The 16,892-nt window shown below is 70.3% G+C and carries 18 protein-coding genes and 1 pseudogene; 11 read left to right on the top strand and 8 right to left on the bottom strand.

Annotated elements, in window-relative coordinates; translation table 11 throughout:
- Window positions 1-3: 3 nt before the first annotated feature.
- Window positions 4-1,275, bottom strand: a complete 1,272-nt coding sequence (locus tag ABFY07_RS23780) for an extracellular solute-binding protein (protein ID WP_346176430.1) — start codon at window positions 1,273-1,275, stop codon at window positions 4-6.
- A 242-nt stretch (window positions 1,276-1,517) separates the two neighbouring features.
- On the opposite strand from ABFY07_RS23780, the gene ABFY07_RS23785 reads away from it, so the two are divergent.
- From ABFY07_RS23785 to mctP, 3 genes are all read left to right on the top strand, one after another.
- Window positions 1,518-2,306: a GntR family transcriptional regulator gene (locus tag ABFY07_RS23785; protein WP_346176472.1), complete on the top strand. Its 789-nt coding sequence runs from the start codon at window positions 1,518-1,520 to the stop codon at window positions 2,304-2,306.
- 220 nt (window positions 2,307-2,526) lie between these two features.
- The gene (locus ABFY07_RS23790; protein WP_346176431.1) at window positions 2,527-2,814 is read left to right on the top strand and encodes a DUF3311 domain-containing protein; all 288 of its coding nucleotides are present in this window, start codon (window positions 2,527-2,529) and stop codon (window positions 2,812-2,814) included.
- A complete protein-coding gene (mctP, locus tag ABFY07_RS23795; protein ID WP_346176432.1) occupies window positions 2,814-4,442 on the top strand; it encodes a monocarboxylate uptake permease MctP in 1,629 nt (542 codons plus the stop codon). Before ABFY07_RS23790 ends, mctP begins: the two co-directional genes overlap by 1 nt.
- 120 nt (window positions 4,443-4,562) lie before the next feature.
- On the opposite strand, the gene ABFY07_RS23800 is transcribed toward mctP, so the two are convergent.
- Window positions 4,563-5,213 (bottom strand): hypothetical protein, encoded by a 651-nt coding sequence (locus ABFY07_RS23800; protein ID WP_346176433.1) that lies wholly within the window; start codon window positions 5,211-5,213, stop codon window positions 4,563-4,565.
- 87 nt (window positions 5,214-5,300) lie between these two features.
- Window positions 5,301-6,065, bottom strand: a complete 765-nt coding sequence (locus ABFY07_RS23805; protein WP_346176434.1) for a nitroreductase — start codon at window positions 6,063-6,065, stop codon at window positions 5,301-5,303.
- Window positions 6,066-6,134: 69 nt separating this feature from the next.
- Here ABFY07_RS23805 and ABFY07_RS23810 point away from each other — a divergent pair, with 69 nt between their 5' ends.
- Window positions 6,135-7,103, top strand: coding sequence for a sigma-70 family RNA polymerase sigma factor (locus ABFY07_RS23810; protein WP_346176435.1), 969 nt, complete (start codon window positions 6,135-6,137; stop codon window positions 7,101-7,103).
- Here ABFY07_RS23810 and ABFY07_RS23815 read toward each other — a convergent pair.
- Window positions 7,075-7,665: a TetR/AcrR family transcriptional regulator gene (locus ABFY07_RS23815; protein ID WP_346176436.1), complete on the bottom strand. Its 591-nt coding sequence runs from the start codon at window positions 7,663-7,665 to the stop codon at window positions 7,075-7,077. The genes ABFY07_RS23810 and ABFY07_RS23815 overlap by 29 nt on opposite strands.
- A gap of 179 nt (window positions 7,666-7,844) precedes the next feature.
- Here ABFY07_RS23815 and ABFY07_RS23820 point away from each other — a divergent pair, with 179 nt between their 5' ends.
- Window positions 7,845-8,816 carry an alpha/beta hydrolase family protein gene (locus ABFY07_RS23820; protein WP_346176437.1) on the top strand — a complete coding sequence of 324 codons (972 nt, stop codon included), beginning with the start codon at window positions 7,845-7,847 and terminating at the stop codon, window positions 8,814-8,816.
- On the opposite strand, the gene ABFY07_RS23825 is transcribed toward ABFY07_RS23820, so the two are convergent.
- The gene (locus ABFY07_RS23825) at window positions 8,798-9,307 is read right to left on the bottom strand and encodes an ATP-binding protein (RefSeq protein WP_346176438.1); all 510 of its coding nucleotides are present in this window, start codon (window positions 9,305-9,307) and stop codon (window positions 8,798-8,800) included. The two genes, ABFY07_RS23820 and ABFY07_RS23825, sit on opposite strands and share 19 nt — an antisense overlap.
- 153 nt (window positions 9,308-9,460) lie before the next feature.
- Here ABFY07_RS23825 and ABFY07_RS23830 point away from each other — a divergent pair, with 153 nt between their 5' ends.
- The 5 genes from ABFY07_RS23830 (at window position 9,461) to ABFY07_RS23850 (ending at window position 12,111) form a co-directional block, all read left to right on the top strand.
- Window positions 9,461-10,321 carry a helix-turn-helix domain-containing protein gene (locus ABFY07_RS23830; RefSeq protein WP_346176473.1) on the top strand — a complete coding sequence of 287 codons (861 nt, stop codon included), beginning with the start codon at window positions 9,461-9,463 and terminating at the stop codon, window positions 10,319-10,321.
- Between the two features lies 1 nt (window position 10,322).
- Complete coding sequence (locus ABFY07_RS23835; protein WP_346176439.1) at window positions 10,323-10,523, top strand: DUF397 domain-containing protein; 201 nt, start codon at window positions 10,323-10,325, stop codon at window positions 10,521-10,523.
- Window positions 10,524-10,640: 117 nt separating this feature from the next.
- Window positions 10,641-10,841 carry a DUF397 domain-containing protein gene (locus ABFY07_RS23840; RefSeq protein ID WP_346176440.1) on the top strand — a complete coding sequence of 67 codons (201 nt, stop codon included), beginning with the start codon at window positions 10,641-10,643 and terminating at the stop codon, window positions 10,839-10,841.
- 35 nt (window positions 10,842-10,876) lie between these two features.
- Window positions 10,877-11,449: a GNAT family N-acetyltransferase gene (locus ABFY07_RS23845; RefSeq protein WP_346176441.1), complete on the top strand. Its 573-nt coding sequence runs from the start codon at window positions 10,877-10,879 to the stop codon at window positions 11,447-11,449.
- Between the two features lie 98 nt (window positions 11,450-11,547).
- Complete coding sequence (locus ABFY07_RS23850; RefSeq protein WP_346176442.1) at window positions 11,548-12,111, top strand: hypothetical protein; 564 nt, start codon at window positions 11,548-11,550, stop codon at window positions 12,109-12,111.
- A gap of 11 nt (window positions 12,112-12,122) precedes the next feature.
- Here the strand turns inward: ABFY07_RS23850 and ABFY07_RS23855 are convergent, their stop codons facing one another.
- Together ABFY07_RS23855 and tnpA are read right to left on the bottom strand one after the other, a co-directional pair.
- Window positions 12,123-13,349: an alginate lyase family protein gene (locus ABFY07_RS23855; RefSeq protein WP_346176443.1), complete on the bottom strand. Its 1,227-nt coding sequence runs from the start codon at window positions 13,347-13,349 to the stop codon at window positions 12,123-12,125.
- A gap of 282 nt (window positions 13,350-13,631) precedes the next feature.
- Window positions 13,632-14,048 (bottom strand): annotated as a pseudogene (gene tnpA / locus ABFY07_RS23860) (IS200/IS605 family transposase).
- A gap of 26 nt (window positions 14,049-14,074) precedes the next feature.
- On the opposite strand from tnpA, the gene ABFY07_RS23865 reads away from it, so the two are divergent.
- On the top strand, window positions 14,075-15,283 hold the full coding sequence (locus ABFY07_RS23865) for an RNA-guided endonuclease InsQ/TnpB family protein (protein WP_346176444.1): 1,209 nt from the start codon (window positions 14,075-14,077) through the stop codon (window positions 15,281-15,283).
- Between the two features lie 34 nt (window positions 15,284-15,317).
- Here the strand turns inward: ABFY07_RS23865 and ABFY07_RS23870 are convergent, their stop codons facing one another.
- Window positions 15,318-16,799 (bottom strand): FGGY-family carbohydrate kinase, encoded by a 1,482-nt coding sequence (locus ABFY07_RS23870; RefSeq protein ID WP_346176445.1) that lies wholly within the window; start codon window positions 16,797-16,799, stop codon window positions 15,318-15,320.
- Window positions 16,800-16,892 lie beyond the last annotated feature (93 nt).

A 16,892-nucleotide genomic window follows, 5' to 3' on the forward strand; every position in this document is an offset into this window, starting at 1 on the left:
GCGTTACTGCTCCTGGCTGAGGCGCTTGTTCATCTCGTCCTCGACGGACTTGGCCGCCTCCGTCGGTGACTTGCCCTTCAACACGGCGGTCATATAGGTCTTGATCGGGTTCGGGGCGTTCTCCACCGGGGCCCACTCGGGGATCAGCGGGGTGGTGCCGCCGCCCGCGACGGCGGGCGCGGCGGCCTCGGCCGAGGCGTTGCCCTTGAGGTGGGACTGGAGCGACTCCTTGTTGGGGATCACGCCGCCCTCCTTGGCGAGCTGCCCCTCGTAGGTGTCCGACAGCGCGATCTTCAGGAACTCCTTCGCCAGCTCCTGCTTCTTGCTGCCCGCCGCGACCGCGAGGTTGGAGCCGCCGAGGAAGACGCCCTCCGGCTTGTCCGCGGTCTCCCCCGGGATGGTGAAGTAGCCGATGTCCTTCTCGATCTCCGGGTTGGCCTTGACGGCCACGGCCGCCTCATAGCCCATCCCGATGAAGGCGCCGGTCTTGCCCTTGGCGAAGACATCGGCCTGCTGCGGGGTGGCCTCGTCCTTGTCCTTGGGGGCCTTGCTGAAGGACTGGTACTGCTTGTAGATGTCCATGGCCTTGGCGACCTTGGCGTCGGTGAGGTTGGAGACCCACTTGTCGCCGTCCTTCTTGACCAGCTCGGCGCCGGTGCCGATGGCCAGCCCGTCGAAGAAGTACCAGTTCTGGCCGGGCAGGTAGAGCGGCTCGGCGTCCGTCTTCTTCCGGATGGTCTCGAGGTCCTGGAAGAACTCGGCCCGGGTCCTGGGGGTGCCCTTGATCCCGGCCTTGGCCCAGATCTTCTTGTTGTAGAGCACCACCCGGTTGACCGCGTACCAGGGGGCCGCGTACTGCTTGCCCTCGTAGACCGCGGACTTGTTGAGCGAGTCGGCCCAGTCGGCGCCGATCGACTCCTTGAGGTCGGTCAGCTCGGCCAGGCCGCCGGTCTGGGCGTAGGCGGGGGTCTGGGTGTTGCCGATCTCGATGACGTCCGGCGGGTCGGACTCGGAGAGTGCGGTGGTCACCTTCTGCTGGATGCCGTTCCACTGCTGGATCTCCAGCTTCAGCTTGGCACCCGTCTTCTTCTCGAAGGCCGCCTTGACGTCCTTCGTCCAGCCGTCGGGGGTGGATCCGTTCATCGCCCAGACGGTCAGCGTCTCGCCTTTGAAGCCGTCCGTTCCGGCCCTCTCGTCGTCGTCGCCGGACCCGCAGGCCGCGACGGTCACCAGCATCGCCGCGACACCCGTCGCCGCTAACAGCCCACGCTTCACCAGCACACTCCTCAAAGGACCGGAAGAGAGGTTTAATGGTTTAGACCAGTGCCCGCAGCTTGGCCTAGACCTTTGGGGGTGTCAAGGGTGTCCGCGAAGCTCCCGTCGGCTCCGTTACCGGACCGACACCTGACGACATCACGGCTGAGCAGCCGCCCGGGGCCAGGGCCGTGCCACGATGTGAGCCGCTGAAAACGGAGGAGCCGGTGACGGCAGCAGACCAGGAGTCGGAAGGGCGCGCGATGGAGACCGAGGGGGCAACGGCGGCCGTGGCCACGACGGCGGCCGAGGGCGGCAACAGCTCCGGCGCCACGCGCACCGCGCGCGTGCCCAAGTACTACCGCCTGAAGCGGCACTTGCTGGAAATCACCGAGACCCTGCCCCCCGGCACCCCGGTCCCCCCCGAACGCACCCTCGCCTCCGAGTTCGACACCTCCCGCACCACCGTGCGCCAGGCGCTCCAGGAACTGGTCGTCGAGGGACGGCTGGAGCGGATCCAGGGCAAGGGCACCTTCGTGGCCAAGCCCAAGGTCGCCCAGGCCCTCCAGCTCACCTCCTACACCGAGGACATGAAGGCCCAGGGCCTGGAACCCACCTCCCAGCTCCTCGACATCGGCTACGTCACCGCCGACGACCGGCTCGCCGGGCTCCTGGACATCTCGGCCGGCGGCCGGGTGCTGCGCATCGAGCGGCTGCGGCTGGCCAGCGGCGAGCCGATGGCCATCGAGACCACCCACCTGTCGGCCAAGCGCTTCCCCGCGCTGCGCCGCAGCCTGGTCAAGTACTCCTCCCTCTACACCGCCCTGGCCGAGGTGTACGGCGTCCACCTCGCGGAGGCCGAGGAGACCATCGAGACCTCGCTGGCCACCCCGCGCGAGGCGGGGCTACTGGGCACGGACGTGGGGCTGCCGATGCTGATGCTCTCGCGCCACTCGCTGGACGCGGCCGGCGAGCCGGTGGAGTGGGTGCGCTCGGTCTACCGCGGGGACCGCTACAAGTTCGTGGCCCGGCTGAAGCGGCCGAACGACTGAGGCCGCGCCACCCCGGTCGCGCCCGATGGCCTCACGCCCGGTGGCCTCACGCCCGGCGGCCTCACGCCCGGCGGCCTCACGCCCGGCGGCCTTATCTTTCCCATACCGATATACGGACGGGTAGTGACGTCCGCCGGACCTCTGGCTTAGATTTCCTGCGCATTAAGCAAATGATCAGTCTCGCTCGCAGGTGCTCAGCCGCGGGGACGGAGCAGAGCCCATGTCAGAAACATCCGGCACGCAAGGCAGGAGACCGGCCGTCACGCCCTCGCGCGTCGTGGCCGCGCTGTGCCTGATCGCCCCCTTTGTGGCGATGCTGTGGGTCGGCTCGTACGCCAGGATCGAGCCCACCTTCATCGGCATCCCGTTCTTCTACTGGTACCAGATGCTCTGGGTGCCCGTATCGGCGCTGCTGACGACGGTCGCGTACATCCTGGTCCGCCGTGAGAAGCGGGCACGGCAAGCGGCGGAGCGGGCGGGCACGGCCGACAACGGAGGTGCGGCGTAATGGACGGCGTGAACGGCGTCGCACTCGGCGTTTTCATCTTCTTCTTCCTGGCCGTCACGGTCATGGGCTTCATGGCCGCGCGCTGGCGGGCGGCCGAGAACGCCAACAACCTCGACGAGTGGGGCCTGGGCGGCCGCAGCTTCGGCACCTGGATCACCTGGTTCCTGCTCGGCGGCGACCTCTACACCGCGTACACCTTCGTCGCCGTCCCGGCGGCCATCTACGCGGCGGGTGCCTCCGGCTTCTTCGCCGTCCCGTACACCATCCTGGTCTACCCGCTGATCTTCCTCTTCCTGCCCCGGCTCTGGTCGGTGTCGCACAAGCACGGGTACGTCACCACCTCGGACTTCGTCCGCGGCCGCTTCGGCTCCAAGGGCCTGTCCCTGGCCGTCGCGATCACCGGCATCCTCGCCACCATGCCGTACATCGCCCTCCAGCTCGTCGGCATCCAGGCCGTGCTGGACGTGATGGGCGTGGGCGGCGGCGAGAACACCAACTGGTTCATCAAGGACCTGCCGCTGCTGATCGCCTTCGGCGTGCTCGCCGCGTACACCTACTCCTCGGGTCTGCGCGCCCCCGCGCTCATCGCCTTCGTCAAGGACGCGCTGATCTACATCGTCATCGCGGTGGCGATCATCTACATCCCGATCAAGCTGGGCGGCTTCGACGACATCTTCGCCAAGGCGGGCGACTGGCTCTCCGGGGAGAACCCGAAGACCGGGGCGCCGCGCGGCGCGCTGGCCAGCGGGGAAAAGGCCCAGTGGGCGTACGCCACGCTCGCCCTCGGCTCGGCCCTCGCGCTGTTCATGTACCCGCACTCGATCACCGCGACGCTCTCCAGCCGCAGCCGCGAGGTGATCCGCCGCAACACCACGATCCTGCCGCTCTACTCCCTGATGCTGGGCCTGCTGGCGCTGCTCGGCTTCATGGCCATCGCGGCGGGGGTGAAGGTGCAGAACGGGCAGCTCGCCATTCCGCAGCTGTTCGAGAACATGTTCCCGGACTGGTTCACCGGCGTGGCCTTCGCGGCCATCGGCATCGGCGCGCTGGTCCCCGCGGCCATCATGTCCATCGCCGCGGCGAACCTCTTCACCCGCAACATCTACAAGGACTTCCTGAAGCCCGACGCCACGCCCGAGCAGGAGACCAAGGTCTCCAAGCTGGTCTCGCTGCTGGTCAAGGTCGGCGCGCTGATCTTCGTCCTCGGTATGGACAAGTCGGTCGCGATCAACTTCCAGCTGCTGGGCGGCGTCTGGATCCTCCAGACCTTCCCGGCCCTGGTGGGCGGCCTGTTCACCCGCTGGTTCCACCGCTGGGCGCTGCTGGCCGGCTGGGCCGTCGGCATGGTCTACGGCACCTGGAAGGCGTACGACACGCCGAGCGCCACCCAGAAGCACTTCGGCAACCTCGCGAACATCCCCGGCATCGGTGAGATCGGCTACATCGGCTTCACCGCCTTCGTGCTGAACGTCGTCGTGGTGGTCGTCCTCACCCTCGTCCTGCGGGCCGTCAAGGCCCCGGCCGGCATCGACGAGACCTCGCCGGCCGACTACAAGGCGGACGCGGGCGACCCGGGCGTCCAGGTCGAGCTGCCCCCGGCCACGGCGGGCGCCCCCGGCGGCCACTGACCCCCCTGCTTCCGCACCGCGACGGGCCGTCGTCCCCCTCATCGGGGGCGGCGGCCCGTTCGTGTGGTCGCGGAACGCGGGGGTGCCGGGCACGGGGTGCGGCGTGCGGGGTGCGGGGGCTTACGGGTGGTACTTCTCCTCGATCCTCTCGGCACCGGCGGACTTGGTGCTCAAGGTGACGCGGACGGTCACGCTGCCGGTCTTCGCGGCCTTCTCCACGTCGTCCACGGTGCACTTCGCGGTGCCGTAGCCGTCCGCGCCGAGGGACACCCTGCCGGGGTCGTCGGCGCAGATCGCGGCCGCGCCACGGATCTGCGTGGCGTTGGCGACGAAGAATGCCTGGTCGGTGCTGCCGTCATCGGGGTGGACGAGCAGCTTGCCGGGCGCGAGGTACTTCAGCTTGCCGACGAAGGTGCGGTGGTTGCCCGCGTTGGCGACGCCACCGCCGCCGGTGGAGGCGGACCCGTCATCGGTGCCGCCGCCCTTCTGGCTCTGCGAGCCGGAGCCGTCCGAGGAGGAACCTCCCGTGGAGGAACCCCCCTTGGCGGAGCCGCCCGTGGACTGGTCCGTGGACCCGCCCGAGGCCGAGGTGTCCTGTGAGGTGTCCTGCGAGGCGTCCTGCGAGGCGGAGGAGGCCGGGGAACCGGCGGACTTCGAGTCCTCGGGACCGCAGGCCGTGGCCCCCAGCCCCAGCGCCGCGGCGGCGACGAGGGCGGCGGCGATGCGGCGGCCGGCGCGGCCGCGGAAGCGCTTGGTGGTGGCGGTGTTCATGGTGTTGCTCCTGTTGTTCTGTTCTCGTGTCTCGCTCCCGGACAACATCAGCTTCGAAGATCGGATTGGCGTTCTGCTAACGGGCGGCTAATGCGGTGGTGGCAGGGGACAGACGTGGCCGCGCCCCCGCCCGGGGCCCCGCCCGTGGACGGCGCGAGCCTCACCCGCCTGGTCGCCCCGGTCGCCCCAGCCGGTCAGGAAGGTGACCGTCTCGGCGAGCGGAGCCCGGTCCGTACGGGCGGGGCGCGCGGAGGCGTCCTCGAACCCGATCGACATGCCGCAGAACAGGATGAGCCTTTCCGGGGGCGACACGACCTCCGCGACGGTCGCCCGGTACACCGACCACGCCATCTGCGCGCAGCTGTGCAGCCCTTCCGCCCGCAGGAGCAGCATCACGGTCTGCAGATACATCCCGGCATCGGCCCACTGCGCCCGGCCCATCCGGCGGTCGAGGTAGCAGAGCAGGAGAGCCGGTGCGCCGAAACAGTCCCAGTTCGCGGCGACGGCCCTCGCGCGGGCCCGCTCGTCCCCCCGGGGCACGCCGAGCGCGGCGTAGCGCTGCTCGGCGGCGGCGGCCCGGCGCTCGCGGTACGGGCTCTCCAGCTCGGGCGGGTACATGGCGTATTCGCGCTCGTCCCCGGGATCGCCCGAGGCCACGCGCTCTGCGACGCGCTTCTTGAGCTCGGCGAGGGGCGCGCCGGTCAGTACGTACGTGTTCCACGGCTGCAGATTCCCTCCGGACGGTGATCGGGCAGCGGCGTGCAGCACGCGTTCGAGCACCTCCCTCGGGACGGGCTCGTCCGTGAACCCGCGTACCGCCCGTCGGCTCGCGACCGCCTCGTAGACGTCCACCAGCGATGACCTCCCATGTCGTGGGGCTCCTCTACTGTGTTGACGGACGAGGACGGGGAGAGGTGACCGGTGCACGCGCAGGACGGACCCGCCGGCGGATTCACCGACGGATTCGAGGCGCATCGCGACCGTCTGCGATCGGTCGCCCACCGCATGCTCGGATCGTTCAGCGAGGCGGAGGACGCCGTTCAGGAAGCGTGGCTGCGGCTGGCCCGTGGCGGCACGGACGACGTGGAGAACCTGGGCGGCTGGCTGACGACCGTCGTGTCCCGGATCTGCCTCGACATGCTGCGCTCCCGGGCGTCACGGCGAGAGGAACTCACCGGCCACCGGGTACCCGACGAGGACCCGGACCCCGGCCGCGAGCGGAGCGGCGACCCGGAACAAGAGGCGCTGCTGGTCGAGTCGGTCGGTCGCGCCCTGCTGGTCGTGCTGGACAGGCTGGGCCCGGCCGAACGGGTCGCCTTCGTGCTGCACGACATGTTCGCCGTGCCGTTCGACGAGATCGCGCCCATCGTCGACCGCTCCCCCGCCACCACCAAGAAGCTCGCCAGCCGCGCCCGCCAGAAAGTGCGGGGGGCCGCTCCCGCTCTCCCCGGCGGGGAACTCGCCCGGCAGCGGCGCGTGGTCGAGGCGTTCCTGACCGCTTCGCGGAACGGCGACATCGACGGCGTCCTCGCGGTTCTGGCCCCCGATGTCGTACGCCGGGCCGACCGGACCGCCGTTCCCCCGGACCGCCCCGGCGAGATCCGCGGCGCGCGGGCCGTGGCGGAGGAGATCGCCGCCTTCGGGCGGAACTCCCGCTTCGCGGAGCCGGCGCTGGTGGGCGGCGCCGTCGGAATCGTCGTCGCGCCACAGGGCCGGCTGCGGCTCGTGGTCGCGGTCACCGTCGTCGGCGAGCGGATCACCGCGTACGAGCTGATCGCCGATCCGGGCCGACTCCACCGGCTGGACCTGGGCGTCCTCGACGCGGTGACCGCCGCCGCCGAGCCGGGACCGCCGGGCCGGATCAGCCCGGCCGGCGGAGACCCGCGATGAGGAGCCCGACCAGTCGGCGTGCGCTGTAGCGGGGATTGCCGCCCTCGCCCGCGCAGAGGTTTCCGACGCCGCGCATGAGTTCGTAGGCGTCCATGCCGGAGCGGATCTCGCCCGCGTCGGCCGCCGCGTCGAGCAGCCGGGCGCATACGGGCACGAGCCGCTCGATGAAGTAGGAGTGCAGGGGGCCGAAGCCGGGGTCGTCGGACTGGAGGACGAGGGCGAGTCCGTGTTTGGTGACCAGGAAATCGACGAAGAGGTCGATCCACCGTTCCAGCGCGGCGTACGGGGTCTCGCCGCTCTCCAGGAGGGACGGGCCCGCGTCGGCGAGGGCCTCCACCTGGTGCCGATAGACGGCGACGATGAGATCCGCGCGCGTCGGGAAGTGGCGGTAGATCGTGGCCGTCCCAACACCGGCCTCCGCCGCGATGTCGCGGATCGGCGCCTCCACGCCCGATGCGACGAACACCTTGGCGGCCGCGTCGAGCAGCGCCTCCTCGTTGCGTCGCGCGTCCGCCCGCTTGGGCCTGGGCGCGCGTCCCGCGCCCCGGTCGCTGCCGCTCACCGCACCGTCCCCTTCGTTCCCGGACTCTTCACTGCCGGACTCTTCACTGCCGATCTTTTCACTATCGGCCTTTCCTAAACGGGACACCGTCCCGTATATTCGAACCGGGACATCGTCCCGTTTCCCGTTTCCCCTCATGGTGGCAGACCCCTGCGCGCCGCCGGAAGGACGCTCTCTCCATGACCGCATCAGACATGGCCCTGCCCGCACCCTCCCCCCTCGTCTCGGTGAAGCCGATAGCGCTGGAGGCACCGGGCCGTGGCAAGGACCTGCGCGTGAGAATCTCGGCGCCGACGACGGGGGACGACCTGCCGGTCATCGTCTTCTCCCACGGTTTCGGCTCCTCGCTGGACGGCTACGGCCCCCTGGCCGACTTCTGGGCCGCTCACGGCTTCGTGGTGATCCAGCCCACCCACCTCGACTCCCGAACCGTGGGCCTCCCCCAGGACGACCCCCGCACACCCCGGATCTGGCACCTCCGCGTCGAGGACATGAAGCGCGTCCTCGACCAGCTCGACCTGCTGGAAGCCGCCGTGCCCGGCCTCGCCGGCCGCCTCGACCGAAGCCGTGTCGCCGCCGCCGGACACTCCTTCGGCGGTCAGACGGCGAGCATCCTGCTCGGCGCGCGCATCCTCGATCCGGTGAGCGGGGAGGAAGAGGACCTGTCCGACCCCCGGATCACGGCGGGCGTACTGCTCGCCACCGCCGGAAAGGGCGGAGCCGACCTGTCGCCGTTCGCGGCCGAACACTTCCCGTTCATGAACCCGAACTTCACCCACATGACCGCGCCGACCCTCGTGGTCGCCGGGGACAAGGACGACTCCCACCTGTCCGTCAGGGGCCCGGAGTGGTTCGCCGACCCGTACGTCCTGAGCCCGGGCGACAAGAGCCTGCTCACCCTGTTCGGGGCGGAACACTCGCTCGGCGGCGTCGCCGGCTACGAGGTCCGGGAAACGACGGACGAGAACCCCGAGCGGGTCGCCCTGCTCCAGCGGATCACCTGGGCCTACCTGCGCCACGCGCTCGGCGTCGAGGACGCCAGTTGGGCGGCGGCGCGGAAGGAACTGTCGGAACTGCCGGAGAGCGCCGCGCCCATGGGCCGGATCGAATCCAAGTCGGGCCGGACGGCCGGTCAAGCGGCGATCTCGTAGGCGGCGCAGGGCGGCGGCGCGAGTTCGAACCAGAGCAGCTTGCCGCTGACCCCGAAGAGCCCGTCCGCGAGGGTGTAACCGCCCCAGTTGTCCGCGCAGATCCGCACGATGAGCAGCCCGCGTCCGTACGTGGCCTCGGTGTTCGCGGACGCCTCCGCGAGGGCGGCCGAGCGGTCGAAGAGGGCCGGGGGCTTGTCGAAGGGTGGTGGGATGTCCGGGTTGGTGTCCCAGACGCTGATGCGGAGACGGCCCTCTTCGATGGCGCGGATCCGCATTTCCGCCGGGCCGGTGGTGTGGCGGTAGGCGTTGGTGACCATCTCGCTGGCCACGAGGGTTGCGGGGTCGGCGAGTTCGCCCATGCCGTGGCGGGCGAGGACGGCGCGCAGGGTGGTGCGGGCGATGGCGGCGGCGCGGGGGTCGTGGGGCAGGCGGAGCGAGTACGACCAGGGGTTTTCCGGGTTCTCCAGGCTCTCCGGGGATACGTTGGCCATGGAAGTCTCCCGTCTGGAGGAGGGGTTGGCTGTGTTCCGGCTCACACCGTAGCCGCACTCACCTAAGGTATTCGACGGCATCAGTCGAAGTGCTTGGATACACCACTCGTGTGAGTGACGCGTCTGTTGCTGGTGAGCAGAGAGAATCGGCAGATGGTCCAGAGAAGTGTCCCGACAGCCCGTCAACTCCGCCTCGGAACCGAGCTTCGCAGGCTCCGCGAGCGCGCCGGCTTGTCGTCGACCGAGGCCGGGCGCCTGCTCGGCACCAACCAGACGACGATCAGCAACATCGAGGCGAGCCGGTTCGGCGTGAGTGCGGACCGTCTGCGAGCACTGGCCCGCAACTACCGCTGCGCTGACGACGCGCTGATCACGGCGCTCATCGACATGGCGGCGGAGCGCAAGCGGGGATGGTGGGAGGAGTACCGCGAGACCCTCCACGCCGGATTGCTCGACCTGGCCGAGCTGGAACACCACGCCGTCGAGCTGCGCACCGCCTACGTGGCGCACATGCCCGGTCTGCTGCAGACCGTCGACCACGCGCGGGAGATCTTCCGCCAGGCAGTGCCGCCGTTGTCGCCGCCGGACGTCGAGCACCACGTCTCCCACCGCATCAAACGGCAGGCCATTCTGTATCGCGAGAAGCCCACGCCATATACGGCCATCGTCCACGAGGCCGCCCTGCGCATGCGCTTCGGCGGACCGGAGATCGCACGAGGGCAGCTGCAGCACGTCCTCGACATGAGCGAACAGCCTCACATCAAGGTGCTGGTGATTCCCTTCGAGGCGGGGTCCTTCCCCGGCTCGGGACAGTCGATCCTCTACGCGGTCGGTCCCGTCCCGCAACTGGACACCGTGCAGCTCGATACGGAGCATGGCTCCGAACTGGTGGACGCACCCGCGCCGTTGGAGAGGTACCGCGTCGTGCTGGACCGTATGGAGGCGGTCGCGCTCACCGAGCGCGAGTCGCGTGACCTCATCCAGAACATCATCCGCAGCCTGAAAGGTGAATGACTTGTCCGCTCGCGATTGGCAGAAGTCCTCGTACAGCGCTCAAGGCAACGCCTGCCTCTACGTCTCATCGACCGACGACGCCACCATCCGACTCCGCGAGAGCGACGACCCCGACACCACCCTCACCACCACCCCCACCACCCTCCGCGCCTTCATACGCAGCGCCAAAGCAGGCCGCCTCGACCACCTCGCCAAGGGCTGACCGGGGCTGCTCCCGGGTTTGCGGTGAGTATGGGACAGCGACACGCCATCACGTCGGCGTGTCGCTGTCTCATACTCACCACAAACGCACCGAACCACAGTCTGAAAGGTGAATGAGTTGGCAGCACGTGATTGGAAGAAGTCCTCCTTCAGCGGGGAAGGCAACGCCTGCCTCTACCTCTCCTCCACCGACGACGCCACCATCCGCCTCCGCGAGAGCGACGACCCCCACACCATCCTCACCACCACCCCCACCGCCCTGCGCGCCTTCATACGCAGCGCCAAAGCGGGCCACCTCGACCACCTCGCCAAGGGCTGAGCGAGGCTGTCACCCGCGTGGGGCACACTGCGCGTATGGACATCACGATCAGGCGGGCGCGGGACGAGGAGCTGGACGGCGTCGGGGAGCTGACCGCGCAGGCGTACCTGGGGGACGGGCTGCTGGCCTTCGAGGACAGCGACGCGTATCTGGGCGAGCTGCGCGACGCCCGGCGGCGGGCCGAGCTGGCGGAGGTGCTGGTCGCGGCCGACGCGGGGAGTGACGAGGTGCTGGGGGCGGTGGCGTTCGCGGTGCACGGTGGGGCGTACGCGGAGCTGGCGCGGGAGGGGGAGGGGGAATTCCGGATGCTCGCCGTGCGGCCCGAGGCGCGGCGGCGGGGGGCGGCGGAGGCGCTGGTGCGGGCGTGTCTGGAGCGGGGGCGGGAGCTGGGGCTTGCGCGGATCGTGATATCCAGCCAGCAGCAGATGACCGCCGCCCACCGGCTGTACCGGCGGCTGGGGTTCGTACGGGCGCCGGAGCGGGACTGGGAGCCGATACCGGGGATCACGCTGTGGGCGTTCAGCGTGGAGCTGGGAGCGCCGGCCCCCCGCACCTCTTCCGCCAACAGCAGCAGCGGCGGCGACACTGGAGGTGTCACCGATCGGTGACATCCCCGAGGTGACTTCGAGGTCAGGAGCCCCTTAGGGTGGCGCGTACCCATCAAAGCCAGTTCGGCTTGATTCTGCCTTTCCCACGGGGGTAATCCATGCATCGCCACTCCGTGCGCCTTGTCGCCGTCGCCGCGGTCGGACTGTTGGCCCTGACCGGCTGCGGGAAGAAGGGCAGGCACAGCGACGGGGGTGGCTTTGTCTCCGGTGGCCTCGGCGGCGGTGTGCCGTCCGGGGCCAGCGGGGTGCCGACCGACCTGCCCTCGGGTATGCCCACCGATCTCCCCACGGACCTGCCGTCGGGCGCCCCCTCGGGCGCCCCGTCGTACGGCAGCCCGTCGTCCACCCCCACCACGCTGGGGCCCTACGACCCGGAGGGGCTGGACGAGACCGACGGGAGCAACTGCTACTTCGACCCGTCGGCCGGTCAGCTGTCGTACGACGTCACCGTCACCAACGACGACACGGCGCGGAACTACAGCTACAGCATCGCGGTGAGCTGGAACGATCCGTCCGGCGGGCTCATCGGATACCGCCACAAGTACGTGACGGTGCTGGCGAACTCCACCAAGAAGATCACGATGACGGACACCACCAGCTACACCAAGCGGACGTCCATCACCTGCCAGATCAGCGCGGCGGACAAGACCCCCGCGTCCTGAGCCGAGGAGCCTCAGGAGGCCGGGTTGTCGGCGTGGGTGAGGGTTTCCCAGGCGACGAAGAGGTTGTTCGTGCCGGCGGGGCGCTGCTGTTCGGTGAGCTTCTGGGTGTTGTCCATGGGGTAGCCGAGGCGGTTGTGCAGGGCGTTGAAGCCGACCTCGGTGACGGGGCCCAGGCCGCGCTTCACCGTGCCGCCGCACAGCCAGGAGGGCACGGCGGTGCCGAGTTCGTACTTGGCCTGGAAGCCGAGCGCCTGGCGGAGGCGTTCGCCGACCTTCGGGTAGAGGTCCTCGCCCTGGATGCGGGAGGTCTCCGCGACGTGTGAGATCGCGGAGATGCCGTAGCCGGTGTGGGTGAAGTCCCGGCAGGTCTCCTGGGTCAGGCCGGTCACGAATGTGGACTGGCCCTGCCAGTACTTGACGATCTCGTCCTTGGTGTCCAGGCCGCTGCCCGGGACGGTCTTGGGGAGGGCGCCGTCGGATTCGAGGTAGACGTAGGCCTGGGTCCGGTTCAGATAGCGGGCGACCGCCTTGTCGTAGCTGGTGCGGTCGTCGAGGAAGACGGAGATGCCGACGGCGGCCTCCATCATGGACAGCTCCCAGTTGCCGTTGCTGTGGGAGCCGTTGATCACCTTCGGTAGGTAGACGTTGCGCAGCATGGTCGCGAAGCGGTTCACGTTCGGCCAGCTGGTGTAGGTGTAGCGGATGATCTCCGCGGCGCGCGGCCACACGGATCCGGCCCAGCCGGTCTGGAGGGGGGCGTTGCTGTTGGTGTGGTCGGTGATCGTGGCCGACCAGGCGTCCATGATCTGGACCGCCTTCTTCGCGTAGCGGTCGTCGCGGGTGATGTACCAGGCCAGGGCGTGGGTGTAGGCGGCGATGGCGTCCTGCCGCTCGTCGGTGCAGCCCTTGTTGGGGTCGGAGTACGAGCCGCACTCCACCACGGCCCACGGCTTGGGGGTGTAGGAGAGCGAGCCGTACTTGCTCGCCATCATCGCGTCGTACGCGCCCTTCCAGGGCGCCGCGCCCGCCTGCACCTTGCCCCGGATGTAGTCCAGTTGGGAGCGGCCGACCAGGACCCCGGGGTGGGTGAAGGCGGCGGGGGCGGTGGCCGTTCCGTTCGGGTGCGCGGGGCGGGCTCGGCCTTGGGCCTGGGCCTGGGCCGGGCCTACAAGGGCCCCGGCCAGGCAGGCGGCGGACAGGGCGGCGGCGGTGAGCGGGAGGATCCTTCGCTGGGACATCGGCGGTTCCCATCTGTTTGTGGACCCGGACGTCAGTCACATATGTGATGACGCGACGGCTGATGAGGTTAGGTATGGACCAACTCGCCGTCAAGAGATGCCGTCAGAAGTCGAGCCCTGAGGGGGTCCGGTCAGAGAGAAGAGCCGAGCCGGGTCGTTCCGGAGAGCGCTACCGGGTCTATTCGCAGTACACCGGGCTTGAGCCCGGTGGTGAAGCGAACCTTTGGCCCGCTCTGACCTCAGTCTGCGTGCAGGGATCTCCACTGTTCACCTCAGCCCGGGTCAGAGGGGCCGGTTCTGCTGCTCGATGTACTGCTTTACGAGGCTGAGCGGTGCACCGCCGGCCGACCCGGCGAAGTACGAGCCGGACCACAGGCGCTGTGCCCGCCAGTAGTGGCGGACGAGGTCGGGGAACTCCTGGCGGAGCCTGCGTGAGGACACGCCCTTGAGGGAGTTCACCAGCCTGGACACGGCGGCCTTCGGTGGGAAGTTCACCAGCAGGTGGATGTGGTTGGTCTCGCCGTTGAACTCGACCAGTTCGGCCTCGAATTCCTCTCACACGGCCCGCGTGATCTCCTCGCACCGCGTCAGATGCCGGTCGGCGAAGACGGAGTGCCGGTACTTCGTCACGAAAACCAAATGGACGTGCACGCGGAAGACGCAGTGGCGACCTGTACGAATGTTCTCATCGATACCCATGAACCAACTGTGTACCGTGATCCGGTGTGCAGCTTCGCTACAGCTTCCGCCTGTACCCGAGTTCCGGTCAGCGCATAGCGTTGGCGAGGGCGTTCGGGTGTGCGCGGGTGGTCTACGACGACGCGCTCCGTGCTCGGGAGACCGCCCGCAGCGAAGGCATGCCGTTCCCGAAGGCCGGGGACCTGTCGAAGCGGCTCATCACCGAGGCGAAGGACACTCCGGCACGGGCGTGGCTCGGCGAGGTGTCGGCGGTGATCCTCCAGCAGTCCCTGAGGGACCTGGACACCGCGTACAAGAACTTCTTCGACGGGCCGAAGGGCAAACGCCCGCGCGTGGGCGCACCCCGGTACAAGTCGCGCAAGGGCACCCGGCAGTCCGTTCGGTTCACCGCGAACGCCCGCTGGTCGATCACCCCGGGGCGGAGGCTGCGTCTGCCGAAGATCGGCGATGTGCGGGTGAAGTGGTCCCGCACTGTGCCGTCGGTGCCGTCCACGGTGACCATGGTCAAGGACAGCGCGGGCCGGTATTTTGCGAGCTTCGTCGTGGAGACCGGCCCGGAGGAATTCCTGCCCGAGGTGTCTCCGGAGTTGGGCATCGATCTGGGGCTCGGGCACTTCGCGGTCCTCTCCGACGGCACGAAGGTCGCCGGCCCGCGATTCCTGCGCCGGGCCGAGAAACGCATGAAGAAGGCGCAGCGCGCCCTCTCCCGCAAGGAGAAGGGCAGCAGGAACAGGGACAAGGCCAGGGTCCGCGTCGCACGGGCGCACGCCCGTGTTGCCGACGCGCGCCGCGAGTTCCATCACCGGCTCTCCACGAAGCTGATCCGTGAGAACCAAGCGGTGGCTGTGGAGGACCTGGCGGTGAGGGGACTGGCGCGTACGCGCCTGGCCAAGTCCGTGCACGACGCCGGATGGTCGGCGTTCGTGGCCATGCTGGAGTACAAGGCCGCCCGGTACGGGCGCACCCTCGTGAAGATCGGCCGTTTCGAGCCGACTTCTCAGGTGTGCTCGCAGTGCGGCGTCCAGGACGGCCCCAAGCCCCTGCACGTCCGTGTGTGGACCTGCGGGGCATGCGGGGCCGTCCTGGACCGGGACATCAACGCGGCGGTCAACGTCGCCAAGGCGGCCGGACTGGCCGTGACAGCCTGTCGAGCGCGGGTAAGACCGGGACGCGTCCCGGCACCGCGCAGCGAAGCAGGAACCCACCCGACACCACAGCCTTCAACGGCACGGTAGGCGGGAATCGCCGTCCTTCAGGGCGGCGAGGATGTCAAGCGATCCAGCCGCGCTCGCGCAGGGCGGCGGTGAAGGCGGCGTACGACTCGTCGAGCGCCGCGCGCTCCGTCTCGTCCGGCTCGATGTCCCGGCCGGTGCGGACCATGGCGCCGGCGGCCGCCGCGAGGTCGGGGTGGAGGGTGCCGGAGGCGGCGAGGAGCGCGGCGCCGAAGGCGGTCTCGGCGTGGTCGGCGACGCGCAGCGGCATGCCGAGGGCGGTGGCGCGGATGCGGGTCCACAGCGGGCTGCGGCTGCCGCCGCCCGCCGCCCACAGGGGGCCCTCGACGGGCACGCCCAGCTCCCGGACGCGCTCGATCGCGAGGCGCTCCAGGAAGGCGACGCCCTCCAGCTCGGCGCGGTGGCGGTCGGCCTCGTCGGCCGGGGTGCCGAGGAGGAAGCCGCGGGCCTCGCCACTGACGAAGGGGAAGCGCTCGCCCTCGCGGCGCAGCGGGTACGCGACGACGGAGGCGGGGCCCCGGGCGGCGGCGGCGCGGTCGAGGGCGGGGAGCCGGTCGGCGGGGACGTGCGCGAGGGCCTCGCCGCCGGTGTTGGAGGCGCCGCCCGGCAGCCACCAGCCGTCGGGGTGGCGATGGCTGTAGAGTGCGCCGCTCGGGTCGGTGACCAGCTCGCGGGTGACGCCCTTGAGGACGTACGTGGTGCCGAGGACCCCGACGAACTGGCCGGGGCGGACGGCCCCGGTGGCGATCTGCCCGGCGCAGCCGTCCGTCATGCCCAGGCGCACCGGGCAGCCGACCGGCAGCCCGGTCTCGCTCGCGGCGGCGGCGCACACCGTGCCGGCCTCGGTCGCGGGTGCCTGGACCGGCGGCAGCCAGGCGGTCGGTACGCCCAGGGCGTCCAGGACCTCGGCGGGCCACTCGCCGAGGCGCGCGTCGTACCCGGTCTTGAGGGCGTGGCTCCAGTCGGTGGCGACCGGGCCGCCGGTGAGCCGCCAGCCGATCAGGTCCGGGGTGTGGAGGAGGTGGCGCGGGTCACCGGCGGGGCCCTCCTCCCCCGCCAGCCAGGCGAGGCGGCCGAGGGCCGCCGTCGGGCCGACCGCGAGGCCGAGGGCCTGCCAGCGGGGGGCGCCGAGCCGCTGGGCGCGGGCGTTGAGGTCGGCCGCGCGGCGGTCGTCGTACATGAGGGCGGGGCCGACCGGCTCGCCCGTGCCGTCCGCCAGGACGACCGTGCCGGAGGTCGCGGAGGTGGCGACGGCCACCACCTCCCGGCCGCCCGCCGGGAGCGCCGCGGTCGCCTCCCGCAGCGCGGCGGCGACGGCGGGCCACCAGGCCCGCGCGTCCTGCTCGCTGCGCCCGCCGGCGCCGCGCTGGGGCGCCGGCAGCGGGGCGCGGCCCTCCGCGACGACCCGGCCCCGCGCGTCGACGCACACCGCGCGGACCGCCGCCGTGGCGATGTCGATCCCCGCCACGACCTCGGGGGAATCCTCCACGGCCTCGGGGGAAGGGGACGCGGTGCTCATGGCGATCGGCTCCTTCGGTGCTCGGCGCGCCCGTACCCCGGGGGCAGCTCAGCGGCAGACGGGACGGACAGGGCTGGCTGGACTGGCTCGGCT

Source organism: Streptomyces sparsogenes subsp. cuspidosporus (genome assembly GCF_039532705.1).
GTDB classification, from domain to species: Bacteria; Actinomycetota; Actinomycetes; order Streptomycetales; family Streptomycetaceae; genus Streptomyces; species Streptomyces sparsogenes.